The 14,602-nt window shown below is 62.9% G+C and carries 14 protein-coding genes; 5 read left to right on the top strand and 9 right to left on the bottom strand.

The genetic code is table 11. From position 1 onward, the window contains the following. Position 1: 1 nt before the first annotated feature. Genes H6X51_RS13880 through H6X51_RS13870 form a run of 3 tightly spaced genes read right to left on the bottom strand, consistent with a single transcriptional unit; the run spans position 2 to position 2,283 of the window. Positions 2 to 451 (bottom strand): putative periplasmic lipoprotein, encoded by a 450-nt coding sequence (locus H6X51_RS13880; RefSeq protein WP_185268099.1) that lies wholly within the window; start codon positions 449 to 451, stop codon positions 2 to 4. Positions 452 to 462: 11 nt separating this feature from the next. Beyond that, on the bottom strand, positions 463 to 1,623 hold the full coding sequence (locus H6X51_RS13875) for a hypothetical protein (protein WP_185268098.1): 1,161 nt from the start codon (positions 1,621 to 1,623) through the stop codon (positions 463 to 465). A 24-nt stretch (positions 1,624 to 1,647) separates the two neighbouring features. Then, positions 1,648 to 2,283, bottom strand: coding sequence for a penicillin-binding protein activator LpoB (locus tag H6X51_RS13870; protein WP_185268097.1), 636 nt, complete (start codon positions 2,281 to 2,283; stop codon positions 1,648 to 1,650). Positions 2,284 to 2,624: 341 nt separating this feature from the next. Between H6X51_RS13870 and dusA the strand changes: the two genes are divergently transcribed. Continuing rightward, positions 2,625 to 3,647, top strand: a complete 1,023-nt coding sequence (dusA, locus tag H6X51_RS13865) for a tRNA dihydrouridine(20/20a) synthase DusA (protein WP_185268096.1) — start codon at positions 2,625 to 2,627, stop codon at positions 3,645 to 3,647. Positions 3,648 to 3,754: 107 nt separating this feature from the next. Then, complete coding sequence (gene tal, locus H6X51_RS13860; protein WP_185268095.1) at positions 3,755 to 4,705, top strand: transaldolase; 951 nt, start codon at positions 3,755 to 3,757, stop codon at positions 4,703 to 4,705. On the opposite strand, the gene rssC is transcribed toward tal, so the two are convergent. The 3 genes from rssC to H6X51_RS13845 all read right to left on the bottom strand — a co-directional run bounded on the left by rssC (position 4,694) and on the right by H6X51_RS13845 (position 7,267). Next, entirely contained in the window at positions 4,694 to 5,179 is a 486-nt protein-coding gene (gene rssC / locus H6X51_RS13855) for an anti-sigma factor antagonist RssC (protein ID WP_185268150.1), read from the bottom strand. The two genes, tal and rssC, sit on opposite strands and share 12 nt — an antisense overlap. After that, entirely contained in the window at positions 5,179 to 6,369 is a 1,191-nt protein-coding gene (locus tag H6X51_RS13850; protein ID WP_185268094.1) for a PP2C family protein-serine/threonine phosphatase, read from the bottom strand. Before H6X51_RS13850 ends, rssC begins: the two co-directional genes overlap by 1 nt. A gap of 169 nt (positions 6,370 to 6,538) precedes the next feature. Then, positions 6,539 to 7,267 carry an MlaA family lipoprotein gene (locus tag H6X51_RS13845; protein WP_185268093.1) on the bottom strand — a complete coding sequence of 243 codons (729 nt, stop codon included), beginning with the start codon at positions 7,265 to 7,267 and terminating at the stop codon, positions 6,539 to 6,541. A gap of 231 nt (positions 7,268 to 7,498) precedes the next feature. Between H6X51_RS13845 and H6X51_RS13840 the strand changes: the two genes are divergently transcribed. Continuing rightward, a complete protein-coding gene (locus tag H6X51_RS13840; protein WP_185268092.1) occupies positions 7,499 to 7,777 on the top strand; it encodes a DUF4404 family protein in 279 nt (92 codons plus the stop codon). 25 nt (positions 7,778 to 7,802) lie between these two features. Here H6X51_RS13840 and queF read toward each other — a convergent pair whose 3' ends face one another. The 3 genes from queF to H6X51_RS13825 all read right to left on the bottom strand — a co-directional run bounded on the left by queF (position 7,803) and on the right by H6X51_RS13825 (position 10,416). Beyond that, the gene (gene queF / locus H6X51_RS13835; protein ID WP_185268091.1) at positions 7,803 to 8,636 is read right to left on the bottom strand and encodes an NADPH-dependent 7-cyano-7-deazaguanine reductase QueF; all 834 of its coding nucleotides are present in this window, start codon (positions 8,634 to 8,636) and stop codon (positions 7,803 to 7,805) included. Positions 8,637 to 8,704: 68 nt separating this feature from the next. Next, positions 8,705 to 9,481: an ABC transporter permease gene (locus tag H6X51_RS13830; protein WP_235991353.1), complete on the bottom strand. Its 777-nt coding sequence runs from the start codon at positions 9,479 to 9,481 to the stop codon at positions 8,705 to 8,707. Positions 9,482 to 9,483: 2 nt separating this feature from the next. Next, positions 9,484 to 10,416: an ABC transporter ATP-binding protein gene (locus tag H6X51_RS13825; protein WP_185268089.1), complete on the bottom strand. Its 933-nt coding sequence runs from the start codon at positions 10,414 to 10,416 to the stop codon at positions 9,484 to 9,486. Between the two features lie 169 nt (positions 10,417 to 10,585). Here H6X51_RS13825 and H6X51_RS13820 point away from each other — a divergent pair, with 169 nt between their 5' ends. Together H6X51_RS13820 and H6X51_RS13815 are read left to right on the top strand one after the other, a co-directional pair. Continuing rightward, on the top strand, positions 10,586 to 11,899 hold the full coding sequence (locus tag H6X51_RS13820) for a spinster family MFS transporter (RefSeq protein ID WP_185268087.1): 1,314 nt from the start codon (positions 10,586 to 10,588) through the stop codon (positions 11,897 to 11,899). 140 nt (positions 11,900 to 12,039) lie between these two features. Next, entirely contained in the window at positions 12,040 to 14,472 is a 2,433-nt protein-coding gene (locus H6X51_RS13815) for an acyl-CoA dehydrogenase (RefSeq protein WP_185268085.1), read from the top strand. The last annotated feature ends 130 nt before the right edge of the window (positions 14,473 to 14,602 follow it).

Here is a 14,602-nt window from a genome sequence, read left to right as displayed (position 1 = left end):
GTCAGCGCCCCTCCCGGATCTCGATGTAGTAGTGGGCGACCTCTGCCGTGCCGGTGGACAACTCGCGGTAGCCATTGATCGATTGCGGGTCCAGGTACAGGCGTTGCCACTGCGACGGGGCACCCAGGGGAATACCCATGGCATCGAAGAACTGGGTGCGCCCTTCTATCTGCAATGGATAGTCGGTGCGGTTGCGAATCACCGCATAGGCCTCGACCGTGCCCGAGGCGGTGCGCCGCGCACCGGAGTTCTCCACCGCCAGCTTGCCGGACTTGCGATCCTGCAAGGACTTGTCGAGGATCACCACAGTATCCAGGTTCAGCCGCTGGTTGGGCGCGCGCTCGTCAACGATGCGCACCGCCGGCCGCGGCCCTTCATTCTTGTCGATACCGCTGCAACCGCCCGCGGTCAGCGCCGCCGCGATCAGCAGGGTCAGGGGTAGCACTTTCATCATCTTCATCCTCAGGGCCTGTCCACATCCGTGGCTGGTCGGGCTCGCGCCCACAAAACGCCCCTGCCCGCCCCATCCACCTCGATGCTGGCAGTCTGCGTCAACTCCGCAATCACGACGCCGCTGGCGTCCAGAAACTCGATCTGCACCTGGCGCGCCGCCGGCATCGGCAGGGTCAGCACATGCACCTTGTCCGGCAGGTTGTTCCAGAAGCGGTGATCGGCCCGCGCCTTGACCTGCGAGGTCGCCAGGGTGGCAACGCCTGCCACCGCTGCGACCCCGGCGAACACGCCGCCGGCAGCACCGAGCGCCGGTGCCAGCATGGTGGCGTGGGCGGCGACGCCGGAGACATCGGCCGAGACGTTCTGCGTGGTCTGCTTGAACTGGACCTGGCCTTCCAGGATGCTGTCGATCGGACGACCGCCGCGGCTGGAGGCCTGCCAGAAGATGCTTTCAATGGGGTTCAGGTCCAGCGTCCTGCCATCTACCCGCACCCGTACCGCCTCCTCGCGAAAGCGCTTGCCGGGGCGATACACCAGGATGTTGCCGCCGATACCATCCTGCAGCTTGCGCGGCGCCTTGCCGGTTTCCACCATCACCAACAGCCGGTGGCTGGCGTCGGGCAGTTTGAAGCCCGGACGAAAGCTCAGCAGTTCCTCGAACCGCTCGCCGGCCAGCCCCTGGGCACCGAGCACATGCGAGGACCAGGCTTCGAGAAACATCAGCAGCGCGAAGTCGGCACGGTGCTGCTCTTCCTCGGCAAAGGCGTCCTGCAGCAGGCCACTCTTGTAGCTGGCCCGGGCATTCTCATAGTCGCCGGCATACATATCCAGCAGACCGCGATAGTAGAACGCCATGGCCCGCTCATAGGGCTCGCCCTTGAAATCCTTGGCCCCTTCGTCGTACCACAGGCTGCGCGCCCGTGCGGCCTGCTCGCTGTTGGCATATACGCTGCCGATAGCGTTGAGCGCCGCATCGAACAGCTCGCCGGCCTGCTCGCGGTAACCCATATCCAGGGCCAGGGTCGCCGCCTGCAGCTGATTGAGCACCCGGTTGTTGGGCTCATCACTGGCAATGCGCTGCACCGCTTTGGTCAGCGGGGCCGGCAGCGCAGTCGCGGACACGGCGGCGGGCAGCATCGCCAGCAGCAATGCCGTCAGATAATGACGCATGGCAATCTCCGAATCGCTGGCCGCCTAGCGGTAGATGATGTCGTCCTGCGCGGTCTTCTTGAACTCGTACAGGCCGCTCCAGACCACGGTGCCGTATTCCAGGTCGATCATCTCGAAGGAAATCTGCTGGTAGCGCGAGGTCAGCGCAGTACTGCTGTCCACCGCGTCGGCGGAGGTGATACGGCCGACCAGCCGGTAATCCGCCCCGGCGGTCCCCCGGGTGCTGCGAATGGTCCCGGCATCGGTCACGCCATCGCGCTTGAGCGCGCGCTCGGCCTCGACCATGCCCGAATACTCGCGGCCGATGAACAGCATCCGGCCCTGCGCGGCGCGCTGCAGCTCGATGCGCAGGCGGTCGGTGATCATGTTCTTGTTGATGCGCGAGGAGCTTTCATTGGTGAAGTACTGGGAGTCAATGATCACCCGCGGCGCCGAGGTGCGGCCGGCCAGCAACTGGTTGGACAGCATGTCGCGCATCATCCGGTCGGTCACTGCCACGATATCCTGCGACTCGATGCCGACACCCTGCACTATCGGACTGCTGGTGCGTACATCCTCATACACCGTGGCCCGCCCTGCCGAGTTGTTCACCCCGGTGCTGGCACAGGCGGACAACAGCGCCAGCGCCGAACAGATTGCCAAACCTCGAACTTCCTTCATGGGGTCACCTCTACATGGAACTGAGACCGCCAGCCAGGTGCTGGCTCCAATAGGTGAAGAGCAGTGAGCCGCCGCGACTCGAGCTATCCCTTACCATCCGCTCGCACGGCGCTCCTGATGAGGCCATCCGATATCAATTGCGTGGCTTTATAGCATCGCGGTGTTTTTTCGACATACCCATTTTTGGGGACGAGCGTCTGGACCTGCGCTGATCGCATCACCGATCAAAGGCGGCTTTTTTTCTGCTAGACTGCGCCGTCCCGCCATCACGGCACGGCCTGCTCGACCTGCGCAGCACCGGGCCAGAGGCCAACTCACGCCCGCGAGACCAGCGCAAGCCAATGAGCACCCCACTGTCCCCTGTCGCTCTCAATCTGACACGTCCCGGCCCGTCCCGGCGCTTTTGCGTGGCGCCGATGATGGACTGGAGTGACCGCCACTACCGGTTTTTCGCCCGCCTGATCAGCCGCCACGCCCTGCTCTACACCGAGATGGTCACCACCGGCGCAGTGCTGCACGGCGACCGCGAGCGTTTTCTCGGCTACAGCCCCGAGGAGCAGCCGCTGGCGTTGCAACTGGGCGGCAGCAATGCCGGGGAGCTGGCACAGTGCGCGCGCCTGGCCGAACAGGCGGGTTATGCCGAGGTCAACCTGAACGTCGGCTGCCCCAGCGACCGGGTGCAGAACAACCTGATCGGCGCCTGCCTGATGGGCCACCCCGGACTGGTGGTCGATGGGGTCAAGGCGATGCTGGATGCCTGCACCATCCCGGTCACGGTCAAGCACCGTATCGGCATCAATGGTCGCGACAGCTATGAGCAGTTGCTGGATTTCGTCGGCCAGGTGCACGATGCCGGTTGCCAGACCTTTATCGTGCATGCGCGGATCGCCATCCTGGAGGGGCTGTCGCCCAAGGAGAATCGCGAGATTCCGCCGCTGCGCTATGAAGTCGTGCACCAGTTGAAGAAGGACTTCCCGCAACTGGAGATCATCCTCAATGGTGGCCTGACCGATCTGGACCAGATGCAGCAGCATATGCAGACGCTGGACGGCGTGATGGTCGGCCGCGAGGCCTATCACAACCCTTACCTGCTGGCTGGCGTGGATCAGGCTTTCTACGGCGACGATGCCCCGGTACGCAGCCGCATCGAGGTGCTGCAGGCGTTGCGCCCCTATATCGCCGCACATACCGATCAGGGCGGCAGCATGCACCATGTGACCCGGCATATCCTCGGGTTGTTCCAGGGGCTGCCGGGGGCAAGGCATTTCCGCCGGCGTTTGAGCACCGAGATTCATCGTACCGAACAGCCGCTGGCGCTTTATGATGAGGTGGTCGAGGACATGGTTGGACGTGTGCGCGGTTGATGGCTGAAGATCTGCGTTAGCCGGCAATCCACATGGCGCCAGCATTGCCCGCTGTAACAGGCTTGAGGTAAGGTCGAAGGCTCCTTCTTCCTCCACTGCAGACCATCATGACAAGCAAACTGGACAGTCTCCGTCAGCACACCTTGATCGTCGCCGATACCGGTGACATCGACGCCATTCGCACCTTGCAGCCGGTGGATGCCACCACCAACCCTTCGTTGCTGCTCAAGGCCGCACAACAGCCGGACTATGCCCACCTGCTCGACCGCGCACTACAGCAGGCCAGCGGCAGTTATCAGCAGATTGCCGATGCCTGTGATCATTTCGCCGTGGCCGTAGGCAGTGAAATCGTCAATCTGGTACCCGGCCGGGTGTCCACCGAGGTGGATGCGCGGTTGTCCTTCGATCGCCAGGCGACCGTGGACAAGGCGCGCAAGCTGATCGAATTGTATGAACAGGCCGGCGTCACCCGTGACCGGGTACTGATCAAGATCGCCGCTACCTGGGAGGGCATCCAGGCCGCTGCCGAACTGGAGCGCGAAGGCATCCAGTGCAACCTGACGCTGCTGTTCTCCTTTGCCCAGGCACAGGCCTGCGCCGATGCCGGTGTGTTCCTGATCTCGCCCTTCGTCGGACGCATCTACGATTGGTACAAGCAACGCGAAGGACGGGACTTCCAGGGCATGGAAGACCCGGGCGTGCAGTCGGTGGCGCGTATCTTCCGCTATTACAAGCAGCACCTGTATGCCACCGTGGTGATGGGCGCCAGCTTCCGCAATATCGGCCAGATCGAGTCACTGTGCGGCTGTGACCGGCTGACCATCAGCCCGGCGCTGCTGCAGCAACTGGCCGACGAGCCCGGCCCGCTGGAGCCCTCGGCGGTGCTTGTCAGTGCCTGCGAGGATGAGCGCGAAGTCCTGGATGAGGCGGGCTTTCGCTGGGCGCACAACGAGGACGCCATGGCCACCGAGAAGCTGGCCGAAGGCATCCGGGCGTTTGCCGTCGATCAGCGCAAGCTGGAAAGGTTGCTGGAGGAGCGCGCCGGCTCAGCAGTCTGATTCGAGGCTGCTGACAAGGTCGGTGAAGGCGGTGCGGTTATGCTCGTTGAGGTTCATCAGGATGCGGTGGGCTTCCAGCACCCGGTCCTTCACCTGGTCCTCGGACAGTAACTGGCCGGGTAATTCCTGCAGCTCGGCATCGGTGGGTGTGGATTCGGTGACGATATTGAAGATCTGGTCGAAGCCCATGCTCTGCAGCAGACGGTTCATGTCCTCATGGGTCGACACCAGGGTCGGCAACAGGCCGACCCGCTCCTTGGACAGGATCGACAGCTTGGCCAGCAGCCCCAGGGAGGTGCTGTCGATGTTGTCGGTCTCGGTCAGGTCAATGACGATGGATTCGAAGCTCAGGGCGCTGAAAATCTTCTCGATATAGGCATCCAGCGCGGCGCACAGCGTCAGGCGCACATCGCCGATGAACTTGAGGACGAAAGTACCTTCGGATTCAGCGAACTGAATCCTGCCTGTTGTCATCATTCCGGTTTCCTGCTCAACAGCAACACTGAGATATCATCCGGCATCACCTTGGCCTGCTCGAGTCCGAGCAGTTGCATGAAGGTCTGCATGTCCGCACCGGCCTGCCCCACCAATCCCGGCAGCCGGTCCTCCTTTTCCTTCAGGGTAGTCCCTTGGATGCAATCAAGCACACCATCGGAGCACAGCGTCAGTGAAAACGCCGGCGGCAGCGGCAGTTGGTGGTTCTCGTACTCGGCGTCCTCGAACAACCCTACCGGCCGCCCCTTGCCCTGCAGGTACTGCGCCTGGCCATCGACCACCAGTACCGGCAGTGGCAGATGCCCGCCAATGCTGTAGGTCAGCGTCTGCTGCGCCTCGTCGATCACCCCGCCAAGCATGGTCACATGCTTGCCGAGCTTGCAACTGATCAGGCTGCGGTTGATATGGCCAAGCACATCGGAAGGCTGGAAGCTGATCGGCCCCTCTTCCTTCTGCTTGCGCTGTTCATACAACAGGCGCGTGGTCATGAACTTCAGCAGCACGGTGACGAAGGCTGACGAGGCGCCATGCCCCGAGACATCGGCCAGGTAGAAGCCCAACTGGGTATCGGAGATGCGGAAGTAGTCGACGAAGTCGCCGGAAAGATACAGCGAGGGAATGATGCGGTGCTCGAAAAAGAACTCACCACTGTCCCAGGGCGTTGGCGGCAGCATGTTGAGCTGTACCTGACGGCCAGCCGCCTGGTCATCGCGAAGTTCGCGCAGATGATTTTCCAGCTCCTGGTTGGCCAGCTCCAGGCGCTCGCGGATGCGCTGGTTCTCGTTGCGCAGGCGGGCCCGATCCAGGGAACGGCGCACCGCGTGCTCCAGCACTTCCAGGTCATCCTGGGGGCGGATCAGGTAGTCGCTGGCACCTACGCGCAGGGCCTGCACCACCTCGCTCATGACCCCGTCGGCCGAGATCACGATCACCGGTGTATCCGCCGCCCGCTCACCGATCTGCTCCAGCAGCTCGAAGCCGCTCATGTCCGATATCTGCAGGTCGCACAACACCAGTTCAGGACGCTGGCTCACTACCAGCGATAGCCCATCTTGAGCACGACTGGCCTGCAGAACCTCGAAACCACACTGTTCAAGGTGAATCGCGATGCTGTGACGAACCTGGTCGTCATCATCAATAACCAGCAAAGTGGTGCCAGGACGCTGCATAGATTCCCTACGTCATTGCCGAAAAGCCAGGCTGAGCTTGGCGGCCACAGGGGTTTATTAGAAGTCAGAATCGAGCCTGACATTTACCAAGGGGCAGACATTACTCCCATCCGCCGACACAGGCAACCTTCCAACGGTCGGTGCGCCAAGGGGCTGCTCACCACACAGCCTAGAAGTCATCCTCCACCAACCCATCCTTGACCTTGAACTCACGATTCTGTAACCAGGCGTTACGGATGAAACGGTACTTGTCACCGCGAATCAGGCGCTCCTGGGACAACAGTCCGGCGCGGGTATCGACCACATCGACAGCCGCGGCGGTGTTGCGGCTGCGCACATGGTCCATCTGCGAGCCGTAGTTGTAGCCGGCGTAGCCCTCCAGGGCGAAGGCGCTGCCATCGCGCACCGTGCTCGGGCCGAACAGCGGCAGCATCAGGTAGGGGCCGCTCTGCACGCCCCAGGCGCCCAGGGTCTGGCCGAAGTCCTCGTCGTTGCGCTGCAGGCCCATACGGGTGGCCACATCGAATACCCCCACCACACCCACGGTGGTGTTCATCAGAAAGCGCGCCAGATCGATGCCGGCATCATGGAACTTGCCCTGCAGGGTGTTGTTGATCAGGTTCTTCGGCTCACCGAGGTTGTTGAACACGTTGGTCACGCCGTCGTTGAGAAACTGCGGCATGACCCGATCGTACCCCTTGGCTACCGGCTTGAGGGCGTAGGTATCCAGGGTGTCATTGAAACGGAACACCACCCGGTTCATCGGCTCCCAGGGATCGGGGTTGTGGTAGCCGTCCTGGTAGTCGTAATCATCATCGATTGCCGCCGCCGGAGCGGTTACCGACAGTACCAGCGCCCCGGCCAGCAGACTGCAGGTGGTGGCATTCAATAGTTTCATCAGCGCGAACTCTCCATCTTGGGAACCAGGGCGGCGGATCGAGATACCGGTTGCCGCGTATCGAGGCCGCCAGTGTAATGCAAAACTTCCCGCCCCTTGAGCAATTTCGTGATGATTGTCAGGGAAACAGGGGGCTGCAGACAACCGGTAGCGGCTTGACCGCACGGGGGAGACGGCGGCGGGCTTGGGCGTCTATAGTGTAGGCAACGCGCTTTACTGAAGGAGTGACACATGCCGGAAGAACAACTGCAAGCCCAGCTTGAATCCCTGCACCAGACCCTGAACGACCCGGATATCCATCTCTCCGCCGAGGAGCGCAGCTCGCTGGAGGCGCTGGCCAACACGCTCGAAGCCCGCCTGTTGGTACGCGAGGCCGACGAGGATCTGGCCAATGACCCCAGCCTGGTGGATGGCGTGAACCTGATGATCGAGGAGTTTTCCGAGCGGCATCCGACCCTGGCGGCGACGCTGCAGAACGTGGTGCAGACGCTGTCGAACATGGGCATTTGAGCACCACCCCGGCAGGACCGCCTCGCTACTGGCGTGCCAGGCGCAGGTTGTCCGGCATGCCGGCCTGGGTCGAGCGCCAGGGGTTGATGTCCAGGCCACCGCGCCGCAGGTAGCGTGCGTAGACCGTCAGCTCGCACTTGTCACCCAGCAGCTTGTGCAGTTCCAGGAAGATGCGCTCCACGCATTGCTCATGGAAGTCCGCATGCTGGCGGAAGGACACCAGATAGCGCAGCAGGCTGGCCCTGTCGATCGCCGGCCCGGCATAGCTGATCAGTACACTGCCCCAGTCCGGCTGACCGGTCACCGGGCAGTTGGACTTGAGCAGGTTGCTGTGCAGGGTTTCCCGCACCTGCCCACCCTCCGGCGCCAGTTGCAACAGCTGCGGCGAGTAGTCGTAGGTGTCGATGCGCACATCGAGGTCATCCAGGCACTCGCCGGGCAGACGCGCGATGCCGGCCTGCTGCAGCCGCGACATATCCAGCAGACGCACCATCACCGGCGCCTGGGCGGTCACGCTCAGATCGGACTCCAGGGTGCGTAACACTTCCGAACGGTCACTGAAGACGGTCTGGTTGAAGGAGTTGAGGTACAACTTGAAGGACTTCGACTCGACGATGCGCGCGTTGGCAGTGACCGGGAAGATGAACTCCACGGCGGTCACTTCCGGCTTGCCGGAGGGGGTCAGCCAGGACACCTCGTAGCTGTTCCATACATCCACGCCATGGAACGGCAACCGCTCGGGGTCCAGTCCCAGCTCCTGCCAGATCGGTTGGCGCGGGATCGGATACAACAGCGATGGGGTATAGATATCGCTGTAGCTACTGTTTTTTCCGAGGGGCGACTGGTCTGCCGGGTGCATCTGCGGGTCTCCTGGGTTGGGACCCGCAAGCATACCTGTCCGGCGCCGACCAGGCCAATAACCAACGACTACTGGCGCAGACCCGTACCACGCACCAGCAGGCGATAGCTGAACAGGTAGAGCCCCACCACGAATACCGCCATCAGCAACAGCGCCACGCCAATGTTGATATCCGACACGCCGAGGATGCCGAAACGGAAGGCGTTGACCATGTGCAGGATCGGGTTGATCAACGATACCCCCTGCCAGAACTCCGGCAACAGGTTGATCGAATAGAACACCCCGCCGAGGTAGGTCAGCGGCGTGAGCACGAAGGTCGGCACGATGGAGATATCATCGAAGTTCCTGGCGTACACCGCGTTGATGAAACCACCGAGCGAGAACACCAGCGAGGTGAGAAACACCACGGCAATGGTCAACCCGATGTGCTGCACCTGCAGACGGGTGAAGAACAGCGACATCAGCGTCACTATCAGCCCCACCGCCAGCCCGCGCGCCACCCCACCCAGGGTGTAACCGAGCAGGATCACGTGCGGCGACACCGGTGCGACCATCAGCTCCTCGATCGAGCGCTGGAACTTGGTGCTGAAGAAGCTCGACACCACGTTGGAATAGCTGTTGGTGATCACCGCCATCATGATCAACCCCGGCACTATGTAGTCGATATAGTCGAACCCGCCCATGTCACCGATGCGACTACCGATCAGGTTGCCGAAGATGACGAAGTACAGCGCCATGGTGATGCCCGGCGGCAGCAGCGTCTGCGGCCAGATGCGGGAGAAACGACGGATTTCCTTGAACAGGATGGTGGTGAAGGCGACCCAGCTGTTGCGCCAGTAATTCATGTTCATGCCACTCCCTTTTGCGCATTGCCATCGACCAGACGCAGGAACAGTTCCTCCAGCCGGTTGCTCTTGTTGCGCAGGCTAGACACCTGGATGCCCTGCGCGGCCAGCTCGGTGAACAGTCCGTTCATGCCCTGCTCCCGGTCCACCTGCACTTCCAGGGTGTGATCGTCCACCAGGGCACAGGGGTAACCGGCGAGTACCGGCGCCTGGGCCTGCACATCGCGGCAATCGAGCAGGAAGGTCTCGACCTGCAACTCCTTGAGCAATTCGCGCATGCTGGTGTTGTGGATGATCTGCCCACCATCAATGATGGCGATGTTGCGGCACAGCTGCTCGGCCTCTTCCAGGTAGTGAGTGGTCAGGATGATGGTCACTCCCTGGGCATTGATCTCTTCGAGGAATTGCCACATCGAACGGCGGATCTCGATATCCACCCCGGCGGTCGGCTCGTCGAGGATCAGCAGGCGCGGTTCGTGGATCAGCGCCCGGGCGATCATCAGGCGCCGCTTCATGCCGCCGGACAGCATGCGCGAGGCTACATTGCGCTTGTCCCACAGATTCAACCGACGCAGGAAATGCTCGGCGCGCTCACGCGCTTCGCCAGCCGGAATACCGTAGTAGCCGGCCTGGTTGATCAGGATATCCTGGCACTTCTCGAACTGGCTGAAGTTGAATTCCTGGGGCACCACGCCGATACAGCGCTTGGCGGCCATCAGCTCGGTGTCCAGGTCATGGCCGAAGATGCTGACCTTGCCGGCGCTCTTGCTGACCAGTGACGACAGGATGCCGATGGTCGTGGACTTGCCCGCCCCGTTGGGCCCGAGCAGGGCGAAGAAGTCACCCTGTGCCACCTCCAGATCCACCCCTTTCAAGGCACGCATGCCATTGGGATAGGTTTTCTCAAGCCCACGAATGCTAATTGCCGTCGTCATGCACACACCCTTAATCCAGCGACCAGCCAGACGATATGGGGATGAAAATCGCGGATTCAAGCCAATTACAAAAGTTCTACAAATGTGACCCGCCGGTCGATTGTGGTCGCAGGTGCCCAGTCGTATGCTGCTGCGTGACAAAAATAACCACAGATGACGGAGACACTCCATGTCCCAGACGCCAGAAACACCGGCACCTGCCCAGGACGACTTTACCAGTCGCATCACGCCGGCGTACCGGCGTTACGCACTGTTCATTCTGGTGTTGGCCTATACCTCCAGCCACGTTGATCGCAATATCGTCGGTATCCTGATCCAGCCGCTCAAGGCCGATCTACTGCTGTCCGATACTCAGCTCGGCTTTTTGTCCGGTATCGCCTTCGCCCTGTTCTACGCCACCCTCGGTATCCCGATCGCCATCTGGGCCGACCGTTCCAACCGCCGCAACATCATCGCCTGGGCCATCGCCATCTGGAGTCTGATGACCGCCGTCTGTGGTCTGGCGCAGAACTTCTGGCAACTGGCCGCCGCGCGTATCGGCGTCGGTATCGGCGAGGCCGGCTCCAGCCCGCCCTCGCATTCCATGCTCTCGGACCTGTATCCGAAGGAGAAACGCTCCAGCGCCATGGCCCTGTACTCGCTGGGCGTGTACTTCGGCATCATGATCGGCTTTATCGTCGGCGGTTTCGTTGCCGACGCCTGGGGCTGGCGTGCTGCCTTCTTCATCGTCGGCCTGCCAGGCCTGCTGATCGCCCTGCTGGTGCGCTTCACCATGATCGAGCCGCCGCGCGGCTTTGCCGATGGCGTGCCACCGCCACCGCGTGGCAAGGTCAGCGTCAAGGCCGGCATGGCGGTACTCTGGCGTGTGCGCACCACCCGTCATGTGGTCATCGGGGTGACCCTTACCGCCCTGGTCGGCTATGGCACCATCGTCTGGAACCCGGCGTTCCTGATGCGCAGCCACGGCCTCACCGCCGGCCAGGTAGGCCTGCTGCTGGGTCCGCTGATGGGCATCGTCGGTGGCCTCGGCGCCTGGGTTGGCGGCATGCTGGCGGACAAGCTGGCAGCACGCAACCAGAGCTGGAACGCCTGGATCGTCGGCCTGGCGAAGATCTGCGCGGTCCCCTTCGTCATCGCCTTCTACACCATCGACAACACCACCCTGGCACTGGCTGCCTACATACCGGCGGTGTTTCTCGGCGCCTTCTATCTCGGCCCCAGCTTCGCCATGATCCAGAGCCTGACGCCGCTGCGCAGCCGGGCACTGGCCTCGGCGATCATGCTGCTGATCCTCAACCTGTTCGGCCTCGGCTTCGGCCCGCAGCTGATCGGTCTGGCCAGCGACCTGATGAGCAGCATGCATGGCATGGAGAGCCTGCGCTACGCCCTGATCATTGCCGCACTGGCGAATATCTGGGCCTGCTTCCACTATTACCTGGCCGGCAAGACCATCAAGTACGACAGCGCTCGTATCGAGCCCTGAGCCCCCGCCGCATCGGGACAACGCCAAAGCGGCGTTGTCCCTGCCACTCCCTGCGGTGATATCCCGTTACAGCCCAGGCCGCATCCCGCGGCCAAACCGGCTATGCTGAAGACTGGATCTCAACCCCGAAGGAGTGCTTCATGCTCACCCTGCTTTGGCTGCTGGGCCTGATTCTGTGTATTGCCGTGCTGGCCTGGGTACGCAGCGGCCTGCTCAACGGCTCACTGGTGGTCGGCGCCTACCTGCTGGCGATGACCCTGCTCGGCCCGGTGCACTGGCTGCTGGACCTGATCCTCTGGGCGCTGTTTCTCGGCATTGCCATTCCGCTGAACATGACCGACTGGCGCCGCAGGAGCATCACCACCCCGCTGTTCCACTGGTTCCGCAAGGTGCTGCCGCCGATTTCCGACACCGAACAGGAAGCCCTGGATGCCGGCACCGTCTGGTGGGATGGCGAGATATTCAGCGGCCGCCCCGACTGGGATACCCTGCATAGCTATCCCAAGCCGACCCTGAGCGCCGAAGAGCAGGCATTTCTCGATGGTCCGGTGGAAGAACTGTGCCGCATGACCAACGAGTGGCAGGTCACCACCGAGCTGCAGGACCTGCCCGAGCCGGTATGGCAATTCATCAAGAGCAACGGCTTCTTCGGGCTGATCATCCCGAAGGAATATGGCGGCAAGGGCTTTTCCGCCTATGCCCATTCGCAGGTCGCCATGAAGCTGGCCAGCCGCAGCGGCGACCTTGGCTCCACGGTCATGGTGCCCAACTCCCTGGGCCCCGCCGAACTGCTGATGCACTACGGCACCGACGCCCAGAAGCAGTATTACCTGCCCCGCCTGGCCGCCGGCGAAGAGGTGCCCTGCTTCGCCCTGACCTCCCCCGAGGCCGGCTCCGATGCCGGCGCCATGCCCGACCGCGGCATCATCTGCCGGGGCCAGTGGCAAGGCCAGGAAGTGCTGGGCCTGAGCGTCACCTGGGAGAAGCGCTACATCACCCTCGGCCCGGTCGCCACCCTGCTGGGGCTGGCCTTCAAGGTCTACGACCCCGACGGCCTGCTGGGTGACCAGGAAGAACTGGGCATCAGCCTGGCGCTGATCCCCACCGATACCCAGGGCGTCGAGATCGGCCGTCGCCACTTCCCGCTCAACGCGGCCTTCATGAACGGACCCAACGCCGGCAAGGACGTGTTCATTCCGATGGACTACCTGATCGGCGGACAGGAAATGATCGGCCACGGCTGGAAGATGCTGATGAACTGCTTGGCGGTCGGACGCTCCATCTCCCTGCCCGCCGGCGGCACCGGCGCCGCCAAGATGGCCAGCATGACCACCGGCGCCTATGCGCGGATTCGCCGCCAGTTCAACCTGCCGATCGGTGAGTTCGAGGGCGTGCAGGAAGCCCTGGCGCGTATCGGTGGCAATACCTACGTGATGGATGCGGCACGCAGCATGACCGCCGGTGCAGTGGACCTGGGCGAGAAACCGGCGGTGCTGTCCGGCGTGGTCAAGTACCACATCACCGAACGCATGCGTCAATGCCTGAACGACGCCATGGATGTGCATGGCGGCAAGGGCATCTGCATGGGGCCGAAGAACTACCTGGGCCGCGGCTATCAGTCGATACCGATTTCCATCACCGTGGAAGGCGCCAATATCCTCACCCGCAGCATGATGATCTTCGGCCAGGGAGCGATCCGCAGCCATCCCTATGTGCTGCAGGAAATGCTCGCCACCCAGGACCCGGATCAGGACCGGGCCATCGCCCGCTTCGACGCCCTGCTGTACGAGCATATCGGCCACGCCCTGGGCAATGCCGCCGGCAGCCTGTTGCTCGGGCTGACCTGTGGCGCCCTGGTCAGGACCCCGGGCAACGCCGATACCCGTGGTTACTACCGGCAGCTGTCGCGCCTGTCCGCCGCCTTCGCCACCCTGACCGACACCAGCATGCTGATGCTCGGTGGCGAGCTGAAACGCCGCGAGCGTCTGTCCGCCCGGCTCGGTGACGTGCTCAGCTTCATCTACCTGGCCAGCGCCACGCTCAAGCACTATCACGACCAGGGCGAGCCAGAGGAAGACCTGCCGCTGCTGCGCTGGGGCGTGGAAGACCTGCTGGTGAAGATCGAGCAGGCCATGCACGAGATCCTGCTCAACTTCCCGGATCGCTGCATGGGCATTGCCCTGCGGGTGCTGATCTTCCCGCTGGGTCGCCGGCTCAAGCCACCGGCCGACACCACCGGCAAGGAAGTGGCGCGGCGGCTGATGACACCTGGCGCCTCGCGTGATCGACTGCTGGAAGGCTGCTATCGCAGCAACGATCCGGAGGATGTCACCGGCCTGCTTAACAGCACCCTGGACAAGGTGATCCTCGCCGACCCCATCGAACTGCGCCTGAGCAAGGCCCTGCGCTCCGGCGAGCTGCAGCATGACAGCGACGCTGACAGCCTGGCGGTCGCCGCCGAAAGCGGGGTGATCAGCCCGGACGAAGCACAGAAGGTCCGCGACGCCCGACTGGCCCGGCGGGCGGTGATCGAAGTGGATGATTTTTCCAAGGAGCAGATGACGCCGCGCTGATCTACCCGGGGTGTAGCGCGCCTGCGCTACGCCTGCGGCCTCCGAGCCACGACGTCGTCGAGTCGATCGCGACCCGGTCAACGTGACCCGGTCAACGTGACCCGGTCCAATCGCGGCCCGAGGCGCTCGA

It is taken from the genome of Halopseudomonas xiamenensis (genome assembly GCF_014219065.1).
Classification (GTDB): Bacteria; Pseudomonadota; Gammaproteobacteria; order Pseudomonadales; family Pseudomonadaceae; genus Halopseudomonas; species Halopseudomonas xiamenensis.
This window is presented reverse-complemented; position numbering and strand designations above follow the sequence as displayed.

Bases quoted from the DNA above. Each gene is read 5' to 3' on its own strand.
- H6X51_RS13880 (WP_185268099.1), bottom strand. From the start codon at position 451: ATGAAAGTGCTACCCCTGACCCTGCTGATCGCGGCGGCGCTGACCGCG.
- H6X51_RS13875 (WP_185268098.1), bottom strand. From the start codon at position 1,623: ATGCGTCATTATCTGACGGCATTGCTGCTGGCGATGCTGCCCGCCGCC.
- H6X51_RS13870 (WP_185268097.1), bottom strand. From the start codon at position 2,283: ATGAAGGAAGTTCGAGGTTTGGCAATCTGTTCGGCGCTGGCGCTGTTG.
- dusA (WP_185268096.1), top strand. From the start codon at position 2,625: ATGAGCACCCCACTGTCCCCTGTCGCTCTCAATCTGACACGTCCCGGC.
- tal (WP_185268095.1), top strand. From the start codon at position 3,755: ATGACAAGCAAACTGGACAGTCTCCGTCAGCACACCTTGATCGTCGCC.
- rssC (WP_185268150.1), bottom strand. From the start codon at position 5,179: ATGACAACAGGCAGGATTCAGTTCGCTGAATCCGAAGGTACTTTCGTC.
- H6X51_RS13850 (WP_185268094.1), bottom strand. From the start codon at position 6,369: ATGCAGCGTCCTGGCACCACTTTGCTGGTTATTGATGATGACGACCAG.
- H6X51_RS13845 (WP_185268093.1), bottom strand. From the start codon at position 7,267: ATGAAACTATTGAATGCCACCACCTGCAGTCTGCTGGCCGGGGCGCTG.
- H6X51_RS13840 (WP_185268092.1), top strand. From the start codon at position 7,499: ATGCCGGAAGAACAACTGCAAGCCCAGCTTGAATCCCTGCACCAGACC.
- queF (WP_185268091.1), bottom strand. From the start codon at position 8,636: ATGCACCCGGCAGACCAGTCGCCCCTCGGAAAAAACAGTAGCTACAGC.
- H6X51_RS13830 (WP_235991353.1), bottom strand. From the start codon at position 9,481: ATGAATTACTGGCGCAACAGCTGGGTCGCCTTCACCACCATCCTGTTC.
- H6X51_RS13825 (WP_185268089.1), bottom strand. From the start codon at position 10,416: ATGACGACGGCAATTAGCATTCGTGGGCTTGAGAAAACCTATCCCAAT.
- H6X51_RS13820 (WP_185268087.1), top strand. From the start codon at position 10,586: ATGTCCCAGACGCCAGAAACACCGGCACCTGCCCAGGACGACTTTACC.
- H6X51_RS13815 (WP_185268085.1), top strand. From the start codon at position 12,040: ATGCTCACCCTGCTTTGGCTGCTGGGCCTGATTCTGTGTATTGCCGTG.